Genomic DNA, 19602 nt, shown 5'->3' with positions numbered 1-19602 from the left:
CCTGTTTGGCGTCGCCGGTGTCGATTTCTTTCTGACGGCCACGCAGCACCACTTCGACCGGTACCGTCTCGCCGGTGTCGTCGCGCTGGTAGGAGCCAGCAAAACGCAGCGGCACCGCCGAGGCTGTCGCCGCAGCGTAGAGCGACCAGATAACGTCATCCGGGAATCCGCCGAGGGAAAACTCCGCCGCCAGCGCGTCATCATCGAGACCAAGGTCGACCGGGGCCGTACCGTTCATCCCGCCGCCGCGATATTTTTCCAGTTTTCGGGTCAGCTTTGGCAGCGTCACCGACTGGACAACACCGAGATAGTTCGTGCCATCAATAAACAGATTCATGAGCTTTAACTTGCGAGGTAATGCCATGTCTCAGGCTCCTTATTTGCTGTTCACTGACGAGATGAGATTCGCCAGATATTTGTCGGTAATGCGCTGGCGCAGGGTCAGGTTTTCGAGCGGCGGTACCGGCGTATAGTCGTAATCCAGATACAGCTTCCCGGCTTTGAGCGACTCCTTATCGTTGGCGCTGTCGTCAAACCAGCAGGTCGCATCGACGATATAGCCCCCGGTTTTCAGCTCGCGGAATTTCGCATTGATGCCGTCAACGATGTCGCGAATGAGCGTGGCGGTCACCGGCTTATCGACCGCCCACATATGCGCCTCAGCCATCGTGTCCGCGATAACCTGCGCGGTGCGGGTGTAGTTCTCAAACAGGAAAAGGGGGTCATCTGAGCAGGTGCGGTTCCCCCAGAAGCGAAAACCGTCTTTGCGGATCAGCGTGGTGACCCCGGCTTCGTTCAGCAGGTCGGCATCGGTGCCGGGTTCCTGCAAATCCCAGAACACAGACGCACTGATACCGGTGACGCCATTCACGCCGACGTTAGACAGGGTTTTGTGCCAGCCGGTGTCATTGTCGATTTTCGCTCGCAGACCGAGCGCTCGCGCGGTGGCGTACGCCGTATCCGTCGCGTTAGCCGTGGTATCCCACGACAGGAAATCCGGCCAGATAACCATCAGCTCGCGGGCGCTGAAGTTGTCGCGGTACTTGATGGCATCAGAAATTGTCTTGCAGCCCCAGGCGCTGACATAGCCGAAAGCCCGCAATTTTTGCGCCACCGGTACAAGTGCGGTCGCCACCTCCAGTGAATCGAGACCCGGCACGCCGAGAATACGCGGCTTGACGCCGGTCACCGCCTGCGCGGTCAACAACGCTTTTAGTCCGGTGTATTTCCCGTTCTCGTCGGTGGTGCCGATGATGTTAGAAATGGTCTGCGCCTGCGCCGCGTCCTCATCGTCGCCGGTGCCCTCTTCTACACGCACGACAATGGTCACCGGCTTTGACTGGTCAGCGATGGCCTGTAGCGAGCTGGCGAGCGTGCCTTTGGTCCCGGCTTTCCCGATGACGCTTTGCGGGTTGGTAATTAGCACCGGCTCATTGAGCGGGAAGGTCTTGACGTCAGCATCGCTGGCCGTACAGACCATGCCGACAATGGCGGTCGAAACCGTGGAAATGATGCGCGTGCCGTCGTTGACTTCGACGACCTGCACACCGTGATGAAAATCACTCATCCGTTTAACTCCGTTGGGTTGGGGTGAGTGCTATTTTCGGATGAGCGGTATCGGTGGGCTATTGATGCGGGTTGGTCAGGAGTTGGTACAACTGGGAGCAAAGAAAAAGCGGGCATGAGCCCGCCAGCCTTATTCCGGTACGACCGGCCACGCGATATTCGGGGCATCGTTGACATTAATGCGGTTAAGCAGAACGCGGTATTTTTTCCATTCAAGCAATGATGCGTTTTCATCGTCGGTCGCCATTTCGAGTTCAACCGCATCCTGCAACGCATTAATGGCGAGTGTGGCTACGCCGGTTAACCGGCTTTTTTCGTCTTCGGCATTTTTTACTGCCGCGCTGTATTCGGCCTCTTCGTCCTTTACCCACGCCTTACCGCTCCAGCGCATGAAATCACCCTCAGGCGCAATAACCGTTGTGTCAGGCGGTAAATCTCCGAGGGAAGTGATAAAGACAGCCTGACCGGTATCAGTCCTGTACACGGTCTCACCGCGATAATCCCGGACCAGAGACCATTTATTCTGACTGAATACCGCCGCTCTCCCTTCGGGAATATCTGGAGGTGCAATGTGTGTACAGTTCGCGGGTAACCCGGTATGCGCCGGTAACCAGGCATCACCGGTGCCGATAAACTCGCAGGTGTCCGCGCTTAAATTGAAAACCCTGATGGTGCGATCCACATCGCTCATTTTGAACGTCATTATGCAAGCCTCACGATATAGTTGAATGCGATGTTTTTAACGGTGTTTTCGGCGTTACCCGCCGCAGCGACGGAAACTGCGTGCGTATGTGACCCCATGACAATGGTGTGCGCATGCGCCCCAACCGGCACGGTGTGGCTATGCCCGCCCATGGCGACAGAATGCGTATGTGCCCCGATGGCGACTGTGTGGGCATGCGCTCCCGCACTACTGGTCGTCTGCGTGGAATCCTGTTTTTTAGGATCACCGCCATCGGCCATGCCGGTGCTGCTCGAGCTGGCCGAGTTTGCAAAAGTGTGAGTATGTGCGCCGGTGGTATTGGTGGTTTTGGTTCCGTAATCAAACGAGGACGTCGTTTTAGTGCCGAGGTCAGTCGACGCAGCCGTTTTATTGCCATAGTCGAATGAGGAACTTGTCTTGGTACCTAAATCCGTTGCTGTCGCGCTGGCGCTATGCGTATGTGACTTAATCCCGTCCTGCTCCTGCGACAGCACTGCACGACCACTGGCCGGTTTCCCCTTAATCGTCCAGTTGCGCATATCAGGAATGACGCCCGACGGGTAAGCCATCGCCAGCAACGGGTAAACCGCCTTATCAAACTTTTGCCCTTGCATGAAGGCATAACCGGTCTGAATGCTGTCAGACGGCCACGCAATAGGTGCCCCGACCGGGAACGTGTCGGCGGGTGTCCACGGCGTCCAGACGCCGGTGGAATACTGGCTGCGGGAATAACTGCGCGATGAGTTGTAGACGCAATAAATCTGTGTGACTCCGGCATTTTTATAAATAATCAGCGTCCCGGCGCTGTTCTCCGGGTATTTCAGTGCGGCCGTGGCGTTGGCATTCGCGGGCTGGTGATACAGGCCCGGCGTTTTATAGGTGTCGAGGTTCTGATTCGCACCGATTTCCGCGCTCTGGCCGTTGAAAATATCCTGCGAGGTGACACTGATGTCGCCACTTAGCGCTTTGCCGTTCACCTTGCGGGTGGTCGGCACGCGCCCATTAGCATTGTCATTCGCCGCTTTCACCGCCTTTGGTGTCGCCGCCAGTGCTTCAGACGTGCTATCGGTCGCGCTGCTGAGCTGTACAATACCCTTCTGCGCCGTGGTCGCGTCCTGAGCCGTGTATTTGCCTTTAGCGAGGTCATATGCCGCCTTCACCGCTTTCGGCGTCGCAGCGAGCGCCTCAGACGTGCTGTCGGTAGCGCTGCTGAGCTGGGTAAAACCTTTTTCTTTCAGCGTGGCGTCAGGATGGCGGCGCGATTGTTCGTGCTCCGCGATTTTGTCGTCAACGTAGTCCTGCGTTGCCATCACCATTGATGAATCGATCGCGAGCTCGACTGATTCAAGATCGGACAGGATGATAACCATGCGCAGGGTCTGCGCCCGACCGGAACCCTCTTCCAGTTTTGGCTTGTAGCTCTCGGCCATGTTGCCGACGGCGACCAGCGTGCCGGTGTCGTCATACAGCCCCATTTCACGCAGCCAGAAGCCGCCCGTTTCCGGCGGGATAACCAGCTCGGCCACCACGTAATTTTTCTTCTTGTTGTCCTGGCTGATTTTGTTCAGCGGATGACGCCAGACCTCATTGATGAGTTTTATCTGGCTGGTGTTCGGCTCAGGCAGCGTACCGCCCCCGTCACCGACGGCCATCGCCACGATATTGACCTTTTTGCCACCCGGCGTCAGTGCGGCCGCAAATTTTGCCGCCCCGGCCGCGGTGACCACTGTTTTATATTTCACTGTCATTCTGCTCTCACTTAGCCCGGATATACGGTAATGATGTCGCCGTCATAACTGACGCCGCCGGCGAAGAGATAACCGGCCACGTCCTGAATGATGTTGAGTCCGATAAGGTGGCGGCTGGCCGGTTTGGCATCCGCGATGAGCCGCTCCATCTCGAGATACATTTCCTCGGTGATGCCGTTTTCCAGCACGCCAATGTCGAGTCGAAAGGTGCCGGGCGGGTCGCTGGTTTCCCACCACTCCGTCACGTTAATCACATAGCCCAACGGCTCGACCACGCGCCGCACTGCGCCGATGGTGCCTTTGCGCCGGTGAATGTAAAAAGCCGCCCGAATAACGTCGCGTTTTGTCTCATCCGGCCAGTCACTGTCCCAGCGGTCGACGGAATACGCCCAGGCGAGCCACGGCAGCAGGTTCACCGGGCAGTCGGTCGGGTTCCATAACCGGCGTAACGGTATCGGGGTGTTTTCTATTTCCGCACAGGCGCGGGCGGCGGCCACCTCCAGCGGCGATGACCCAACCGGCAGGAGACGCGCCTCACTCATCCGAGCCCCCGAGCCTGATTTGATAATCTGAGCAGAAAGATGCCTGCGTTTTATCGAGCACAATGTCTGCGGCCGGTGCCGCCAGCTCGACCCGCTGCACCCCTTCCACATGCAGGGCGGCGTAAATGGCAGACTGACGAATGTCACGCCCGAGCCGATGCTGAGCGCTGATGTAGGCTTTCAGTTTTGCTTCGGCTGCGGCGCGGATGGGTTCGCTTTCCGGGCCGGGAAAAATGAAGAGCGTCGCATCGATGGTGTAGTTAACAACCGCCGCCGACTGGACGGTCACCCGGTCGGCTACCGGCCTGACGTCTTCGCCGTTAAGCGCGTGACGCACCACGGTCAGCAGCGCATCAGAGGCAGCGCCGTTATCCTCGCGGGAAAGCACGGATATGGTCACGCACGCAGGCTCAGGACTGATGACGGAAATGTCAGCGACCCGACCGTCGGCGCTGCGGCCGTGAAACTCATACGCCCCCACCGGCCCCGCGACGCTTAAGCCCTCAAAAGCCTGTTGCGCCCGCAGACGAAAATCCGTGTCGGACTCCATGACCGCCGGTGTCGGCGGGATGGTGCTGTCGTCGGCCGGGGTGATAATCAGGCGGGCGGTATTGGTGTTCGCGGCCATCACATCGAGGTCATTGTTTTCGGCGTATGCCAGCGTGACAGCCATCGCGGCCTCGTTCACTCGCTGACGCCATAACACTTCGCGGTACGAATTTTCCTCCAGATATTTCACCAGCGGGTCGGACTCCAGCGCGAGCGTGCGGGCGATGGCGTCCTGCTGGTCTTCCGGATAGAGCGAAATCAGGGTCGCCTTACGCTCGGCGAGGATGGATTCATAATCCAGCGTTTCCACCACGTCGGGCGCGGGGAGCTGGCTCAGGTCGATAATGGCCATAGGTTCAACTCACTGGAATGGTCAGGGATAAAGGGGCGGCTGAGTCTTTAATTTCACCGGTCAGGTCAACCACCATCTGCCCGTTAAACCGGCGTTCAATCATCAGTGACGTGATGGTGACGCGGGGCTCCCACTTCAGCAGCGCCATATAACAGGCACACATCATCTGAAGGTTCAGTGCATCGTTCTGCGGCATATCAATCAGGGAGGACAGCAGCGAGCCGTAATCACGGCGCATCACCCGCGACCCGACCGGCGTGCGCAGGATATCGCTCACGCTCTGGCGGATATGGTCGGCATCGGTAATGGCCCGGCCGGTCTCCCGATTCATGCCAAGGTAGCGAGTCGTCATTTCGTACCCTCCGTCCGGCTGTTCCCGCGCTCGACGCCGCCGTGGTCATGGTCATCCACCTGCACGCCGTTGGAGGTAAATTTCCCGCCTGCGTGCTCGATGTTGCCGCTCATCTTCCCGCCCTTCCTAACTTCGAGCGTGCCGGTGATAAGCTTGCTGGTGCACACAACCTCGGGTGAATCGAGGGTGACGCGGGTGTCGGCTTTAATAAGTACGACCGGCACGGTGGCGGTAATTGATTTGGACGCGACAATCTCGGCAGTGGTGATGCCGGTAACCGAAAGCGCCCCGGTGTCGGGTTCGTACTCAATGACTGCGCCATCAGGAAAGGCGATGTGAAATGCATCAGCAGATACCGACGGGGCAGGATGGTCATCAGAGAAAATGGCGGGCAGGACAAACGCCGTATCGAGCTCACCGCCCACGGACAGAATGAGCACCTGCTCACCCACCGAGGGAGCCCACCACGTGCGCGAGCGTCCGGCGCGATGCGTCAGCCACTGAAGCCAGTCGGTAATGATGCCGCCGGTCTGCACGCGACAGCGACCTGCATTAAGGTCGGTCTCAGTGATGACGCCGGTGCGGATCAGATTGCGCAGCAGGCGCAGAATATCCTGAAGAGTGGATTGTGTTTTCATGCATGAGAGGATGCCGCCGGTCTAGAATAGTAGCAATACAGGCCGTATGTACGGCCTGTAGCACAACATTCTACTAACCGAAAATATTTTTTAGGGTAAAAAATGGATACGATAAAACCTGTATAAAGTAATTAGTATTACCTTGCGAATCTGAAAACATAACGCCTGACAAGAAAAGATAAGCCATATATCCCATTGCTATCAACATTACACAAAATCTAAAGATGTCATTCCCATCTCTAGCTACTGTGTAAGCAAAGGACATATAGAACCCCAAAACAATCAATGCGGGGCATGCAATACTTGAGACCACAACAAAGAAAAAATCATGTGTTTGTAGTGGCACATCAAAGAGCCCCATAAAGCGATACCCTGATATATACTCGTAAATCGAATACAATTTAGGATAAAGTTCAATGTAATTGCCCATGACTTTTGACGAACAATAAAAAAGAACACCCACTATAAACGTAGCGAGGGTGTACATAACATCCCACCCTCTACTAAGACCATGTAGCCTAATCGTATAAATCACACCTGCAACACTAAACACAGGCAGCAGAAATGCTAAAGAGCCAAGTAAATTGACATAAAAAAGAGGAAACATGTGAAACGCAATCATCATCACGAAAGCAAACACTTTCACAGAAAATGCCATTTCTTTCCTGACAGAAACCATTGCCTGATTGTAGATAACGGTATTGTTATCCCCATTTATATTTGGGCTTTGCGCCCTAACATCACTTCGTAGGTTAAGATTGATTTTGGCGATTTTAAAACTGAATACAGCCCCTACTGAAATAGCAATTAGCGACTCAATGTTAAGTAAGTTTTCAAGCATTTCCCTTGTATCCTTCACGTGTTCCGGTGGCTTAGAATAATCAAGCCTAATTCCGCGAGTCAAGAAGTCGTTAACTACACATGCATAATAATTAAACGGCTCAACATTTAATTGTCATAACAGAAAATTACATATGAAATGCTCGAAGTTAGTCACATTTCTAGATATTTGATAATAAGCTCATCAATACCATGCTTTTCTGACTGGCTGAAACCAAGCAGCGGACGCTTCGGATATTGCACATCTTGACTGCGTGGGTTTGGCCGGTCTTTAAGCCCGAACTGATGCACGTTAACCATGCGCTGCACCTTGCCCGCAAACTCTACGACAGCAGCATCATCGCGTCCGCTAGCTTTCATAAAGCGGTTAGTGCGCAGCTTCGCGAACATCTCGCGCTTTACCCGGCCCTTTTTGGCCCTGACCGGCTGGCGTTTTCTGGCGGCGTATGGGGTGCCGTCCGGTGCTTTCTGCGCTTTGATACGACGCTGCTGTCGGGTGCGCAGCGTCTTCGCGATATCTGCGGCCATCCGTCGACGGTTCGCCGGTGAAAGCGCCGCAATCAGCCCGGCCAGCCGGTCATCAAAGGGCTTAAACTCATTCATCCCATTCGCTCACAAGCTCGCCGTGAACATACAGCTTCATCGGTCGGGTTACCGGCTCTGGCGGCTGCGGTTCGGGCGCGTGCTCGATGTGCAGCTCGGCCCCGACTTCTTTGACGATGGTGCGCTCGGTCAGTAACAGGCTGATGCTGAGGTCGATGCTGTCGTCGCTGTTAATGTCTGCCTCGTAGATGAAGCCCCGTTTACGCCCCTCATCTGTGGTCATGATGTCGGCCTGCTGGACCCGCAGCCACGCCTGAATCGGCACGAGGATCAAATCAATATCGCCCGGAAAATCGGTGACCACCACGTTGAGGGTGTACTGATTTTCAAACGACAGCGATGTCGCAAGCGTAGAGGCCAGTTTCCCGTTATCGATAAAAATGCGCATCATGTCGGGGTTCGCTTTCAGCACCGGCACGGCATCAGTTAAGGCGTTGCGCAGACTCTTCGGTTTGAACATCAGTTTTATCCTGACAGACTTTAATCGTTTCGACCTGAAGCGCACAGCTTTCGAGCGCGGTCTCGAGCTGGCGAATGTCGGCGCTCAGGTCACCATTGGTTAACGGGTCACTGCCCGGCATCGGACACAGGCTGACCCTCGGGCAGGCGTTCAGCACAACGACCGGCTGCGATGCAGGGGGCGCGTCGGTGCAGGCTGCGCACAGCAGCAGGCAGCTCAGCGCTGTACCAGCGGCGTAAATCCTCGTTTTCATTGAGTAGCCTCGTGATGGTTCGCTCCCGACGCGCGGCCCGCGTTCCGGCAGCGGCGAGTTTCTGGCGCAGTTGAACCTGCGCCCGGTCATTGTCAGCACTCAGGCGCTGCGCGGTGAGTAGCTGGTCTTTCAGCATGCCGATAGTGCGTTTCTGGTCACTGGCGACGTCATTCGCGCGGGTAAATGCGCGGCTGAGCTTGCTGTTTTCATGCTTCAGCCAGACCAGCGCCAGCCCGGCCATCACCAGTAAAATCATCAGTGTTTTCATTTTGCCCCCTGCATACAGCGCGACCACTCCCGGGCGCGACGGCTTTCAAGCCCGGTATTTCTGACGCCGTTCACGTAGACCCAGCGGGTGAGCTGGTCGCACGCCTGCGCCCACTGCTGACGCTTAATAAACGCGACCAGCGTCGAGCGACAGGCCGCACCCGTGCCGACGTTAAAGGCGAAACTGACGAGCGAGTCATAGACCGGCTGCGGCATCTTCCCCGGCACGCACACCGCCAGCCGTCGCTCAGTATTGAGCACGTCGGCGACCAGATTCGCCGCCGCGTCGTGTTCGGTGATATTGCGTTTGGGTACCACCCCGGCAGTGTGGCCGATGCCTGATGTCCACACGCCCGCGCTGCACTGGTAGGGGCGCAACCGGCACCCCTCAAGGTCTGCAATCAGGGCGAGACCCTCCGGCGAGGTATTCAGCAGACGAAAATCAGGTACCAGTGCCGCCAGCGCCAGCACGACGGCCACACTGCAACGTTTAACGACTGAGGCCACGAATTACCCCCTTATCGATTCCGGCCGCAACGAGATAGCGGTAGGTCTGGCGGCGGTACCAGAAATTCACCAGCGCGGTGAAAATGGCGCACCCGCCGCCGACATACAGCGCGAGTTTTTCCGGGGTCTGCGTGCCGAAATAGGCCAGCGCCACAGAAAACCAGTACGTCAGAAACGTTGTGATTTTTTCCATCGTTAATCCCACAGGTTGACGGTCTCCTTAACGGCGGCCGTGTCGACGACTGGCAGGCTGACGGACGTGCCGTGCGGCAGAATGACCCCCCGCTCAGCCAGACCCGGATTGGTAGCGAGCACCGCCTCGACAACCCCCTCAGTGCGGCCGTAATGGCGATGACACAAGGCGTCAAGGGTGTCGCCCTGCTGCGCGATGACGTTCATCAGATTTGCCCCACGATGCAGCGGGCTTTGTCCTGAATACGGGCCACAGACCAGCGCATATCCCGCCACAGCTCATCGATGGTGCTGTCGATGCTGTCGGCCTTTTTGTCACCTTTGGCGCTCGCATCCACCCCGCGGTAGCGCTCATAGAGCGTGGCGGTGGTCATCGCACACACGGCGTTGAAATAGTGGAAAACGCGCACGCTTTCACCGTCGAGCTCATCGGTCGGCACCTCCGCGAGCGTCGCGTGACCGGCCCCGAGCTGAAGGTCGCGCCAGTCGCGCAGCTCGGCGTTGGTTTCGGCCATCCCGGCCTTAATTGCCCGGCGCAGGCGCACAGGGGAAACCGTCTGCTCGAGGCGCATCTCTTCCCGCACGCGCTTCGGGTCAACGTCCGGGAAAAAGCCGGTGTTTTTTATCACCGGTTCATCGTCCGGCACCGGCGGAATGACCAGCGGCTCGCGCGGTCGTGCCGGGTTACTGACTACAAGCGTCGTCATGACTACCTCTGAAATAGGTGGGCGGTGGACGCTGGCCTCCGCTCAGGTGAAACACCTGCCTCAGCCAGCGTGCCGCCCGGCGCGGGGCGCATTCTGTTAACCGGCGACTTTCCTCGGGCGACCTCGCCCCCGTTTCGCCGGTGAATCGGTTGTTTTTTTGGTGGCCTTTTTCGCAGGCTTCGGCGGGGTTTTCTTCACCGGGGCGACAGGCTTCGGCTTCAGCTCCCGGCCGAGGCGCTCGATGTCTTTTTTCACCCCGCAACTGTCATCGAGCTGAATGGCGCGTTGCAGGTGCGTCATCGCCTCATTCAGCAGCCCGGCGTCCCGCAGGATAAGACCGGCGACCTTATGCAGGCGGGCGCGAACCTCGTCAGGCATATCGGCGGAGCGGGTCATCTCGATAACGGTCAGGAGCGGCTGCACATCCACCGGCTGACCAGTCGCGCGAGCGCGAAGTGCGGCCAGCGCCACCTCTTCGGCCAGCATGTACGGCGCGGTGCGCGCGTGACCGTCGGGCATCGACAGGCCAAAACGCAGCGCGTAGCGGGCAATCTCAATCGCGCCGGGAATATCCCCGGCATCGAGACGCCACAGCAGCACGGTCATCAGGATGTCATCCTGCGCCCCGGTGCCGGTCTCGAGCACGCCGGTTACCCACGGCAGGTAAAACGGCAGCAGCTCGCGCTTTTTCTCTGCCTTGCGTTCTCTGGAATGGATTTGTGAAAGCGTCCTGCGGTCTGCGGCCAGCTTCACGAGCATTTGCTCATAAGCCGTGGCATGGCGCAGCGGGCGCTGTTCCCGCTGCGATGCCTGTTCGGCCGAGACCCGCATCGCGTGACGCCGTGCGGGGCTCGCCATCGGTTACGCCTCCCCGCCGTCGGTATGCGCGTCAGCCTTTGGGGCGTCTGCATGTTGCGTGACGACCCCGGCGGTCAGCGCCTGCATGGCTTTCACCATTTCGGCCGCAAACACTTTCGCGCTCGCCGCTTCCGGGGTGGCCTCTTCGTCCTGCTCGAGGATTTCGATGTTTTCAATCAGGCAACCGGCCGCGTAATCCTCGATAACGAAATCGACTTTTACCTGCTCGTAGTTTTCCACCTGGTCGAGTTTCGGATTTTCGACGATATGGCGGCGGTGGCCGTCTTCGTACAGGTAGATGGAAATGTTATCCAGCGTGGTGATGAACACGCTGTTCGCCGGGAAGAACGGCGCACGCACCGCCTGAAGCTGGCCGATGGTTTTCTGGCTGACAATCAGCTCTGCGGCGAGCTGTTCACTGTTGGCCTGGAACTTGTTAATCATCGGGAAATATTTGTCGGTCAGAATACGACGCCCGCAGATGACCACCATTTCCGGGTTTTCGCGGTGAATTTCTTCAATCAGGGATTCGTGCGCATCCATCACCAGCGCGTCGAGGTTGGCGTAATGCCCGCCTTTACCGACTTTAATCGTGTCGGAAATGACCGTACCGTCATCATCGACGACGTGTGACATCACGCGCTCTGGCGCGTCATTGCGGTACTTTTGCAGCCAGCCGACCGCCACGTCCTGAAGCAACGGGTTTTTCGTGCGGTCGGAGGTGGGGGCGCGGCTCGTGCCGTTAAACCCGATAGTGATGTAATCCAGCGCCTGACGCTTGATGATGGCGTTGCGGATACGGATCTGGAAGTCTTCAAATCGCGCCCACAGGTCGAGCTTGTTGTACTTCAGGTTGTAATCGAAGTTGACCGGTTTGCAGAAGTAGCGGAACGCGTCCAGCTTCGAGAAGTCAGCCGTTTTGCGCTCGGTACCGCCGTCGGTGTCGGTGGTGCTGGCGATGGTGCCAGTGACATCGATGCCGACTTTTTCCTCGGTCAGCTCGCCCACGGTCACCATGTTGATGAGTTGCAGGAACGAGGACGACTGCTGGATTTTATCGAAGAGTTTCTGCGTGACGGACGGCTCGACGTTGAATTTTTTATCGAGGTCCGGCACCTCCACACCGTTCAGCTCGGCGAGGCGGCTCAGGTATTTGTTGAATTTAAAACGGGTCTCTTTACGCATTAATTTTTATCCTGTTTGGAATGGGTAAATCAGCAGTCAGTCAGCGTCACATCCGCCGCATCACCGCCGGTGCTCAGCAGGCGACGCGGCTGTTTAATGCTTTCGGTTTTGTCCAGGGTGGTTTTAATGGTGCTGAGCTGCTGCGCCGTTTCATTCCCCTGCGCGGCGACGTCCTGCTTCAGGTTCTCGAGTGCGGTTTCCAGCGCAGCAAAACGGGTCTCAAGTGCTTCACCACCGGTCTGCACACGTTCGGCGATGGAGGTCACCGCCTCATGCACATCGGCGAAACGGGCGTCATCGCTCTGTTGCTTGCGGCTGAAAATGGTTTTGACGGTGTCGGTCAGCTTGTTGAGCAGGGTGTCGGGCTGGTCTTCAAACTCCAGCTCGGCGAGGGTCGCCACCGAAAACAGGTCGCCCGGCTGCTCTTTCTTGCCGTTCAGCGGGTTCGCCGTGGCGCGGCTGCAAAATTCGAGGTACTCGGTGCCGAGGCTCGCCGGGTCATCGGTGACGGCCAGCCCGGTGAGGTAGCACTTGCCGGAGTTGGCGAAGTTCGGGCGAATCTCCATCGAGGTGTAAACCTTCTGGCCTTTCGCCACCATGTCGATGAGGTTATCGAGCGGGGTGATTCTGCCAAACAGCGCCAGCTTGCCTTTCAGCGCTGAGTCATCATCGATGACTTCGGCTTTCACCTCGGCAACGTCGCCATAGCGGCCGTACTGGCCGTCGGGGTTGATGCTGCGGATATGTTCGAGATTAATGCGGCAACCGTAGACGCGCGGGTCAAAAGTGTCGGCCATTTCCTGAATGTCTGAGGCGCTGATGACGCGGCCGTCGCAGGTGTCACCCTCGACGCCGATGCGAAACCATTTCGAGATTTTGGAGGCTTTTTTTGCCATGAGCCAGGTGTCCTGAGGTTGGGTTTTCGGGTCAGGCTTAGTTTCCCGACTCACCCCCGCAGCGGCTACCGATTGCGGATGGCGTACCCCTGACACAACAGGGCTTTAGCGATTCACCGCCCCTGTTTCTTTAGCCTTGCCCTGTATCAACCACGGCGAGGCAAACATGACCATCACCACTGAGACCACTCTCCTGAGCGACCCGCGACGACAGGCGGCGCTGCTGTTCTGGCAGGGCTTTTCCGTGCCGCAAATCTCGGAGATGTTGCAGACCAAACGCCCCACGGTGCAGAGCTGGAAACAGCGCGACAAATGGGAAGCAACCGCACCTCTGACGCGCGTCGAAACCACGCTCGAGGCACGACTCATCCAGCTGTATGCAAAGCCCGATCTGACGGCGCACGATTTCAAGGTCGCTGATTTTCTGGCTCGACAGATGGAGCGTCTGGCGCGGGTCAACCGCTACGGCCAGACCGGCAACGAGGCGGATTTAAACCCCAACGTCGCCAACCGCAACAAGGGCGAAAAGAAGAAGCCGAAAAAGAATTTTTTCAGTGATGAGGCTATCGAAAAGCTCGAGGAGATTTTCCTCGACCAGTCATTCGAGTATCAGCTCGACTGGTACCGCGCCGGGCTGGCGCACCGTATCCGCCACATACTCAAATCCCGCCAGATTGGCGCGACGTTTTATTTTGCCCGCGAGGCGCTGATGCGGGCGCTGAAGACCGGCAATAACCAGATTTTCCTGTCGGCCAGTAAAACGCAGGCTTACGTGTTCCGCGAGTACATCATCCAGTTTGCGAAGCTGGCCGAGGTTGAGCTCACCGGCGACCCGATTGTCATCGGCAACAACGGCGCGAAGCTGATTTTTCTCGGCACTAACTCCAACACCGCGCAAAGCCACAACGGTGATTTGTACGTCGATGAAATTTTCTGGATCCCCAACTTCCAGCAACTGAAAAAAGTCTCGTCCGGGATGTCCTCACAGGAGCACCTGCGCACCACCTATTTTTCGACGCCGTCGTCGCTGGCGCACGGGGCTTATCCGTTCTGGTCTGGCGAGCAATTCAACCGTGGCCGGTCCAACGCCAGCGAGCGCGTCGACATCGATATCACGCACGCCGCACTGGCGAAAGGCGTCGCCTGCCCGGACGGCCAGTGGCGGCAGATTGTCACCCTTGAGGATGCGCTCGCCAAAGGCTGTACCCTGTTTAATATCGACACCCTGCGTCGCGAAAACAGCGTCGATGACTTCCGCAACCTGTTTATGTGCGAGTTCGTCGACGACAAAGCGTCGGTATTCCCGTTCGAGGAATTGCAGCGCTGCATGGTCGACAGTCTGGAGAAATGGGAGGACGTCGCCCCGTTCGCTGACCGGCCATTCGGTCATCGTCCGGTCTGGGTGGGCTATGACCCGTCATTACGCGGCGACAGTGCCGGGTGCGTGGTTATCGCGCCGCCGGTGGTCGCCGGGGGCAAATTCCGCATCCTTGAGCGTCACCAGTGGAAAGGCATGGACTTCGCACAGCAGGCCGAATCTATCCGCGAGCTGACGCTGAAATATAACGTCGAGTACATCGGCATCGATGCGACCGGGCTTGGTCAGGGCGTCTTCCAGCTCGTGCGCTCGTTCTACCCCGCCGCGCGTGAAATCCGCTATACCCCGGAAATGAAGACCGCGATGGTACTGAAAGCCAAAGACACCATCACGCGCGGTTGTCTCGAGTATGACGTCGGCGCAACCGACCTCACGCAGTCGTTTATGTCCATCCGCAAAACCATGACCAGCAGCGGGCGCAGCGCCACCTACGAGGCCAGCCGCACCGAGGAAGCCAGTCATGCCGATCTCGCCTGGGCAACCATGCACGTCTTAATTAACGAGCCACTGACCGCCGCCAGCGGCCAGCCGTCATCCTCGATTATGGAGTTTTATTAATGAGCAAACGCAGCAAGAAAAACCCGTACACCGCGAAGCCACGCCAGCATACCGCCGCGCCCGCTCAGAGCATGGAGGCGTTCACCTTTGGCGAGCCGACGGCGGTGCTCGACCGGCGCGATATTCTCGATTACGTGGAATGCGTCGACAACGGCCAATGGTACGAGCCGCCGGTGAGTTTCTCAGGGCTGGCGAAAAGTATGCGAGCGGCGGTGCACCACAGCTCACCGATTTACGTGAAGCGTAATATTCTGGTGTCGACCTACATTCCGCACCCGAAATTATCCCGGCAGGACTTCAGCCGTTTTGTGCTCGATTTTCTGGTCTTCGGTAACGCCTTTCTCGAAATGCGCCGGAGCCTGAGCGGCAAGGCCGTCAAATTTGAAACCTCACCGGCCAAATACACCCGGCGCGGCGTCGAGGATGATGCTTACTGGTACATTCAGTCATTCGCGCAGGCGCATCAGTTCGCCCCCGGCTCGGTGTTTCACCTGCTGGAGCCGGACATAAATCAGGAACTCTACGGCCTGCCGGAATACCTGAGCGCCCTCAATTCAGCCTGGCTGAATGAATCCGCGACCCTGTTTCGCCGTAAGTATTACCAGAACGGGGCGCACGCCGGGTACATCATGTATGTGACCGACGCCGCGCAAAGCAGCACCGACGTCGAAGCGCTGCGCAAGGCAATGCGTGATTCGAAGGGGCTCGGGAATTTTAAGAACCTGTTTTTCTACGCGCCGAACGGCAAAGCTGACGGGATTAAAATTGTGCCGCTGAGCGAAGTCGCCACAAAGGATGATTTTTTTAACATCAAGAAAGTGAGCGCCGCCGATATGCTCGATGCACATCGCATCCCGTTCCAGCTCATGGGAGGCAAGCCCGAGAATGTCGGCTCACTCGGCGACGTTGAGAAGGTCGCGAAGGTCTTTGTACGGAACGAACTCAGCCCGTTACAGTCGCGCTTCATGGAGCTGAACGAATGGGCGGGCGAAGAGATTATCCGCTTTAAAAAATACTCACTCGAGCCCGAGGACGAGTAACGATCGCAGCCGCCGAAAGGCGGCTTTTTACTGCCCCGCATCAGACGCCCACAGCAACGCCACACGTCTACAATACACCGCGACACCTTACTGCTCACCCGCACAGGATACGACCTCACAGCGACGCGCTCAGACGCGAGAAAATAATTATCAGCACCACGCCGGGCGCGCAATGCTTTCCCCGCCACGCCTGCCCGCTTTAGGGGGCGGTTTTAATGCAGTTGCATGGCTTCTACATGCTGCATAAAGCCTATGCAATACAACTTACGACATCTGTTTCAAAACGAATGCAGTTTGATGCAACTAAATGCAACAATCACCCTTGAGGTTCTATCCGTATTGATACAAGATTCCTCATGACTTAGGGAACCTCCGTGCTTAATTCGATGGTTCGCACATTGGGAAGCTCAACGAGGAAGAAAATGACAAATAAAATCGAACCAATCCAAACATTATCACTGAGTTTTGACCCCGAGAATCCGCGATTTTACCGTCTTAATGACAAAGCTGGTTCTGAGGGAGTTGTAATATCAGAAATGCTTCAAGATGAAAGTGTTCAGGAACTTATGCTTTCAATTGGAGAACAAGACTATTTTCCGGGTGAGCCATTGCTGGTTGTTAGGGATGGTAAAAAAAATATTGTTGTAGAGGGAAACCGCCGCTTAGCGGCTGTAAAACTGCTCAACGGAGAAATAAAACCACCTAGCAAGAAGAATAAAAGTGTGCAGCTCATACGGGATGAGGCCACCTACAAGCCCAAAGAACTACCATGTATTGTGTATCAAACCCGCGAAGAAGTTTTGAGATACATTGGATATAGACACATTACTGGCGTAAAAGAATGGGACTCTCTCTCAAAAGCTAAATATCTTAAAGAGTTATATGAAACCTTCTATGAAGGAAAGAAAAAGAGTAAGGCTGACATACTTAAAAGCCTATCAAAGGAGATAGGCAGTAAACCATATTATGTAGGCATGCTTCTTACTGCATTACATCTTTATGAAGTTGCAGCTGAAGATGATTTCTTTGACTTACCTATGTCAGAGAAGGATGTTGATTTCTCATACATAACAACTGCTTTAGGTTATTCAAACTTGACTGAATGGCTTAATCTAGAAGATAGAAAGGATTTTGATTGTAACGAAATTGACGAAGAGAATCTTAAAAATCTCTTTGCCTGGTGCTTTGTTAGAGATCAACAAGGTAGAACAATTGTTGGGGAATCCCGCAGAATATCTGATTTAGCTACCATAGTTGAATACCCTCGAGCAATTGATAACCTGCTAAAATCATCTAATATAGATGAAGCATTTTTATATACCAATGGTCAAGAACAGGCACTTGATCAAGCGATCAATCTTGCCGAAACCAAATTAAGGGTTGTATGGGAAATGCTTCTCAGCACTCAGAAATTCTCATCTAACCATCAAGAAAGAGCATCGCAATTATTTGATATATCTAAACAAATTAGAAATCACATTGCGAATGCTATCAGGGATGAGGAAGATGACGAATGATTATTGGTTTAGATTCGCTCCCCAAGCTTGAACCGTATTTATGGGCGGACTTCTTGGAACTTAGGGCTTCAACTTCCATTGATAAGTCTTACAGCAAAGGAGAGTTATCAAGCTTAATGCGTGCTCAAGCAGTACCAGAAGCTAGAGATCTCAGTGAAAAGAGGTGGACTTACGCAGTTAATTTCATACGAAATAGGATGGCTATTTTTGGGAAAAGTTATCCCTTTAAATTATCGGATGACAGCGATACCGTTTTTATAAAAAAAACGGACCATAGCAAGCTAACTCCGGCTGAGAGCTTATATTTAGCATTACTTACATGTGCCAACATAAAATACATCACGCCTAAACGCAGAAAGCAAATAACCAACTCATTTGAGCAAATTAGTCTTCCCGTATTCAAGCAACTGATGCCTTCAGGTATGGTAATAAATCATTGCTGGGCAAATGCCGGAGCAAACGCTATCTATACCGGGCTTTTATATAATAAGATGATTCAGATTGCTAAAGATATTAGATGCAGACCGAACTTTGAGCCTGATGATTATGAGCCAGGCGATACGGGTGATGGTGGGATCGATATTCTAGCTTATCATCCTATGGGGGATGAAAGAGATTGTATTCCCGTTGCGATGGTACAATGTGGATGTTCGACAACTGAATGGGTTGCTAAGCAGTTTGAGGCTCACCCTAGTAAATTAGGTAACTTTTTACCAGTGAATCACGCATGGGCATCATACTATTTTCTGCCCCAAGACTTGCGAAAGGTAAATGGAAAATGGGCTCATAGAAACGATATCGGCCAAGTGATTTTCGTCGATCGCCTGCGTCTAATTAACCTAACCGCAAGCAATCGAACCATAAATCACAGCCAATACATATCGTATGTGAAGGAACTTATCGAAACGGAGTACGAAGAGGATTAATCCCACACATCAGGTAAATTTCTAGCCACCACTTCAAAAAGTGGTGGCGGAACAGCATTGCCCACAACCGTATATTTCATGTTCATTGAGGCAGCAGTAGTTTCAGGAAATCGTAGCTCATTAAATCCCTGCAACAACGAAGCTTCTCTATAGCTAAATCTACGAGCTGGCAGATCACTAACGAATCGCCATTCATCAGGGCCAAGCTTTTCAAGCTCTGGGCTCATTGGGTGTAATGGCATATGGCGAGGATTAGCAACAATCGTCTTAGAAATTTGCTCCCAACCTTGTCTACGGTTCCGAGATAGGTAGTACCAATGAAAGTCTGAGTCGTAGAACTCACCTTGTGGCCATTCAGGAAGATGACCGATAGCATCACGAATTGTAGTAAAAGGTTTCAAACCATCACCATGTGTCGGTGTAGGGAACTCATAATTTACACCAAGATCTTCCCTTACCCCCACGATGAAGATGCGCTTTCTGTCCTGCGGGACACCGTAATGAGAGGCGTTTAAAACTTGTGACTTAACTTTATATCCAGCCTCTGAAAATACCTTAAATTGATCTTGTAACAAATGTTCAAAATTACTTCTCACCATTCCAGAAACATTTTCAACTATGAATGCTTTAGGTTTGATTAAATTTAGTGCTCTTGCGAATTCAAGATATAAGGTATTGATTTTCCTATCAGCTTTACGAACACCACCTTGGCTAAATCCTTGACATGGATAGCAACCGACCAATAGCTCGGCAGAAGGAAATGATTCAATATTGGCAACACTTCCGAGGACGTAGTCAGTTTCTGGATGGTTTGCTAAATAGACATCACGCGCATAAGGCAAAATATCATTAGCCATAAGCACGCGAAAACCTGCGCTTAAAACCCCCGCATCTGAACCACCACAACCTGAAAACAACGAAACAACCGTTGGCATTAATGCCCTCCTCCTAACCGACTGCGCATT

Annotated in this window: 25 protein-coding genes; 4 read left to right on the top strand and 21 right to left on the bottom strand. The window is 54.8% G+C overall.

Translation table 11 applies throughout. From position 1 onward, the window contains the following. From ACG0Z5_RS19060 to ACG0Z5_RS18965, 20 genes are all read right to left on the bottom strand, one after another. On the bottom strand, positions 1–364 hold a 364-nt coding region (locus tag ACG0Z5_RS19060; RefSeq protein ID WP_394450216.1), incomplete at its 3' end, for a phage major tail tube protein. A 12-nt stretch (positions 365–376) separates the two neighbouring features. Then, the gene (locus ACG0Z5_RS19055; RefSeq protein WP_394450214.1) at positions 377–1567 is read right to left on the bottom strand and encodes a phage tail sheath protein; all 1191 of its coding nucleotides are present in this window, start codon (positions 1565–1567) and stop codon (positions 377–379) included. A 129-nt stretch (positions 1568–1696) separates the two neighbouring features. After that, positions 1697–2269 (bottom strand): tail fiber assembly protein, encoded by a 573-nt coding sequence (locus ACG0Z5_RS19050; RefSeq protein WP_394450212.1) that lies wholly within the window; start codon positions 2267–2269, stop codon positions 1697–1699. After that, positions 2269–4017, bottom strand: coding sequence for a phage tail protein (locus ACG0Z5_RS19045; protein ID WP_394450210.1), 1749 nt, complete (start codon positions 4015–4017; stop codon positions 2269–2271). Before ACG0Z5_RS19045 ends, ACG0Z5_RS19050 begins: the two co-directional genes overlap by 1 nt. Before the next feature lie 11 nt (positions 4018–4028). Then, positions 4029–4559 carry a phage tail protein I gene (locus ACG0Z5_RS19040; RefSeq protein ID WP_394450208.1) on the bottom strand — a complete coding sequence of 177 codons (531 nt, stop codon included), beginning with the start codon at positions 4557–4559 and terminating at the stop codon, positions 4029–4031. Further along, entirely contained in the window at positions 4552–5460 is a 909-nt protein-coding gene (locus ACG0Z5_RS19035) for a baseplate assembly protein (protein ID WP_394450206.1), read from the bottom strand. The genes ACG0Z5_RS19040 and ACG0Z5_RS19035 overlap by 8 nt, the downstream gene beginning before the upstream one ends. Before the next feature lie 4 nt (positions 5461–5464). Next, a complete protein-coding gene (locus ACG0Z5_RS19030) occupies positions 5465–5812 on the bottom strand; it encodes a GPW/gp25 family protein (protein WP_394450204.1) in 348 nt (115 codons plus the stop codon). Continuing rightward, the gene (locus ACG0Z5_RS19025) at positions 5809–6450 is read right to left on the bottom strand and encodes a phage baseplate assembly protein V (RefSeq protein ID WP_394450202.1); all 642 of its coding nucleotides are present in this window, start codon (positions 6448–6450) and stop codon (positions 5809–5811) included. The genes ACG0Z5_RS19030 and ACG0Z5_RS19025 overlap by 4 nt, the downstream gene beginning before the upstream one ends. A 73-nt stretch (positions 6451–6523) precedes the next feature. After that, positions 6524–7291 (bottom strand): hypothetical protein, encoded by a 768-nt coding sequence (locus ACG0Z5_RS19020; protein ID WP_394450200.1) that lies wholly within the window; start codon positions 7289–7291, stop codon positions 6524–6526. A gap of 152 nt (positions 7292–7443) precedes the next feature. Then, positions 7444–7893, bottom strand: a complete 450-nt coding sequence (locus ACG0Z5_RS19015) for a phage virion morphogenesis protein (RefSeq protein ID WP_394450198.1) — start codon at positions 7891–7893, stop codon at positions 7444–7446. Beyond that, a complete protein-coding gene (locus ACG0Z5_RS19010; protein ID WP_394450196.1) occupies positions 7886–8353 on the bottom strand; it encodes a phage tail protein in 468 nt (155 codons plus the stop codon). The genes ACG0Z5_RS19015 and ACG0Z5_RS19010 overlap by 8 nt, the downstream gene beginning before the upstream one ends. Further along, entirely contained in the window at positions 8316–8558 is a 243-nt protein-coding gene (gene lysC / locus ACG0Z5_RS19005) for an Rz1-like lysis system protein LysC (protein ID WP_394450218.1), read from the bottom strand. Before lysC ends, ACG0Z5_RS19010 begins: the two co-directional genes overlap by 38 nt. Further along, entirely contained in the window at positions 8461–8874 is a 414-nt protein-coding gene (lysB, locus tag ACG0Z5_RS19000) for an Rz-like lysis system protein LysB (RefSeq protein WP_394450194.1), read from the bottom strand. Before lysB ends, lysC begins: the two co-directional genes overlap by 98 nt. After that, positions 8871–9380: a lysozyme gene (locus tag ACG0Z5_RS18995; protein ID WP_394450192.1), complete on the bottom strand. Its 510-nt coding sequence runs from the start codon at positions 9378–9380 to the stop codon at positions 8871–8873. The genes lysB and ACG0Z5_RS18995 overlap by 4 nt, the downstream gene beginning before the upstream one ends. Beyond that, entirely contained in the window at positions 9364–9585 is a 222-nt protein-coding gene (locus ACG0Z5_RS18990; RefSeq protein ID WP_032634204.1) for a hypothetical protein, read from the bottom strand. The genes ACG0Z5_RS18995 and ACG0Z5_RS18990 overlap by 17 nt, the downstream gene beginning before the upstream one ends. Further along, on the bottom strand, positions 9576–9779 hold the full coding sequence (locus ACG0Z5_RS18985) for a tail protein X (RefSeq protein ID WP_394450190.1): 204 nt from the start codon (positions 9777–9779) through the stop codon (positions 9576–9578). Before ACG0Z5_RS18985 ends, ACG0Z5_RS18990 begins: the two co-directional genes overlap by 10 nt. Then, on the bottom strand, positions 9779–10279 hold the full coding sequence (locus ACG0Z5_RS18980) for a head completion/stabilization protein (protein WP_159757868.1): 501 nt from the start codon (positions 10277–10279) through the stop codon (positions 9779–9781). The genes ACG0Z5_RS18985 and ACG0Z5_RS18980 overlap by 1 nt, the downstream gene beginning before the upstream one ends. Positions 10280–10375: 96 nt before the next feature. Continuing rightward, a complete protein-coding gene (locus ACG0Z5_RS18975) occupies positions 10376–11137 on the bottom strand; it encodes a terminase endonuclease subunit (RefSeq protein WP_394450189.1) in 762 nt (253 codons plus the stop codon). A 3-nt stretch (positions 11138–11140) separates the two neighbouring features. Continuing rightward, entirely contained in the window at positions 11141–12322 is a 1182-nt protein-coding gene (locus tag ACG0Z5_RS18970; RefSeq protein WP_258966337.1) for a phage major capsid protein, P2 family, read from the bottom strand. Positions 12323–12351: 29 nt separating this feature from the next. Next, positions 12352–13218: a GPO family capsid scaffolding protein gene (locus ACG0Z5_RS18965; RefSeq protein WP_394450186.1), complete on the bottom strand. Its 867-nt coding sequence runs from the start codon at positions 13216–13218 to the stop codon at positions 12352–12354. A gap of 166 nt (positions 13219–13384) precedes the next feature. Here ACG0Z5_RS18965 and ACG0Z5_RS18960 point away from each other — a divergent pair, with 166 nt between their 5' ends. The 4 genes from ACG0Z5_RS18960 to ACG0Z5_RS18945 all read left to right on the top strand — a co-directional run bounded on the left by ACG0Z5_RS18960 (position 13385) and on the right by ACG0Z5_RS18945 (position 18637). Then, positions 13385–15154: a terminase ATPase subunit family protein gene (locus tag ACG0Z5_RS18960; protein ID WP_394450184.1), complete on the top strand. Its 1770-nt coding sequence runs from the start codon at positions 13385–13387 to the stop codon at positions 15152–15154. After that, positions 15154–16194: a phage portal protein gene (locus ACG0Z5_RS18955; RefSeq protein ID WP_319787135.1), complete on the top strand. Its 1041-nt coding sequence runs from the start codon at positions 15154–15156 to the stop codon at positions 16192–16194. Before ACG0Z5_RS18960 ends, ACG0Z5_RS18955 begins: the two co-directional genes overlap by 1 nt. A gap of 422 nt (positions 16195–16616) precedes the next feature. Continuing rightward, positions 16617–17711: a hypothetical protein gene (locus ACG0Z5_RS18950; RefSeq protein ID WP_394450182.1), complete on the top strand. Its 1095-nt coding sequence runs from the start codon at positions 16617–16619 to the stop codon at positions 17709–17711. Further along, on the top strand, positions 17708–18637 hold the full coding sequence (locus ACG0Z5_RS18945; RefSeq protein ID WP_394450180.1) for a hypothetical protein: 930 nt from the start codon (positions 17708–17710) through the stop codon (positions 18635–18637). Before ACG0Z5_RS18950 ends, ACG0Z5_RS18945 begins: the two co-directional genes overlap by 4 nt. Here ACG0Z5_RS18945 and ACG0Z5_RS18940 read toward each other — a convergent pair. Next, positions 18634–19572, bottom strand: coding sequence for a DNA cytosine methyltransferase (locus ACG0Z5_RS18940; protein WP_394450178.1), 939 nt, complete (start codon positions 19570–19572; stop codon positions 18634–18636). The two genes, ACG0Z5_RS18945 and ACG0Z5_RS18940, sit on opposite strands and share 4 nt — an antisense overlap. Positions 19573–19602 lie beyond the last annotated feature (30 nt).

The organism is Scandinavium sp. M-37, from assembly GCF_043558715.1.
In the GTDB taxonomy this organism is placed as follows: Bacteria; Pseudomonadota; Gammaproteobacteria; order Enterobacterales; family Enterobacteriaceae; genus Scandinavium; species Scandinavium vulneris_A.
This window is presented reverse-complemented; position numbering and strand designations above follow the sequence as displayed.

Coding starts and splice junctions, on each gene's coding strand:
- ACG0Z5_RS19055 (WP_394450214.1), bottom strand. CDS start 1,567: ATGAGTGATTTTCATCACGGTGTGCAGGTCGTCGAAGTCAACGACGGC.
- ACG0Z5_RS19050 (WP_394450212.1), bottom strand. CDS start 2,269: ATGACGTTCAAAATGAGCGATGTGGATCGCACCATCAGGGTTTTCAAT.
- ACG0Z5_RS19045 (WP_394450210.1), bottom strand. CDS start 4,017: ATGACAGTGAAATATAAAACAGTGGTCACCGCGGCCGGGGCGGCAAAA.
- ACG0Z5_RS19040 (WP_394450208.1), bottom strand. CDS start 4,559: ATGAGTGAGGCGCGTCTCCTGCCGGTTGGGTCATCGCCGCTGGAGGTG.
- ACG0Z5_RS19035 (WP_394450206.1), bottom strand. CDS start 5,460: ATGGCCATTATCGACCTGAGCCAGCTCCCCGCGCCCGACGTGGTGGAA.
- ACG0Z5_RS19030 (WP_394450204.1), bottom strand. CDS start 5,812: ATGACGACTCGCTACCTTGGCATGAATCGGGAGACCGGCCGGGCCATT.
- ACG0Z5_RS19025 (WP_394450202.1), bottom strand. CDS start 6,450: ATGAAAACACAATCCACTCTTCAGGATATTCTGCGCCTGCTGCGCAAT.
- ACG0Z5_RS19020 (WP_394450200.1), bottom strand. CDS start 7,291: ATGCTTGAAAACTTACTTAACATTGAGTCGCTAATTGCTATTTCAGTA.
- ACG0Z5_RS19015 (WP_394450198.1), bottom strand. CDS start 7,893: ATGAATGAGTTTAAGCCCTTTGATGACCGGCTGGCCGGGCTGATTGCG.
- ACG0Z5_RS19010 (WP_394450196.1), bottom strand. CDS start 8,353: ATGTTCAAACCGAAGAGTCTGCGCAACGCCTTAACTGATGCCGTGCCG.
- lysB (WP_394450194.1), bottom strand. CDS start 8,874: ATGAAAACACTGATGATTTTACTGGTGATGGCCGGGCTGGCGCTGGTC.
- ACG0Z5_RS18985 (WP_394450190.1), bottom strand. CDS start 9,779: ATGAACGTCATCGCGCAGCAGGGCGACACCCTTGACGCCTTGTGTCAT.
- ACG0Z5_RS18980 (WP_159757868.1), bottom strand. CDS start 10,279: ATGACGACGCTTGTAGTCAGTAACCCGGCACGACCGCGCGAGCCGCTG.
- ACG0Z5_RS18975 (WP_394450189.1), bottom strand. CDS start 11,137: ATGGCGAGCCCCGCACGGCGTCACGCGATGCGGGTCTCGGCCGAACAG.
- ACG0Z5_RS18970 (WP_258966337.1), bottom strand. CDS start 12,322: ATGCGTAAAGAGACCCGTTTTAAATTCAACAAATACCTGAGCCGCCTC.
- ACG0Z5_RS18965 (WP_394450186.1), bottom strand. CDS start 13,218: ATGGCAAAAAAAGCCTCCAAAATCTCGAAATGGTTTCGCATCGGCGTC.
- ACG0Z5_RS18960 (WP_394450184.1), top strand. CDS start 13,385: ATGACCATCACCACTGAGACCACTCTCCTGAGCGACCCGCGACGACAG.
- ACG0Z5_RS18955 (WP_319787135.1), top strand. CDS start 15,154: ATGAGCAAACGCAGCAAGAAAAACCCGTACACCGCGAAGCCACGCCAG.
- ACG0Z5_RS18950 (WP_394450182.1), top strand. CDS start 16,617: ATGACAAATAAAATCGAACCAATCCAAACATTATCACTGAGTTTTGAC.
- ACG0Z5_RS18945 (WP_394450180.1), top strand. CDS start 17,708: ATGATTATTGGTTTAGATTCGCTCCCCAAGCTTGAACCGTATTTATGG.
- ACG0Z5_RS18940 (WP_394450178.1), bottom strand. CDS start 19,572: ATGCCAACGGTTGTTTCGTTGTTTTCAGGTTGTGGTGGTTCAGATGCG.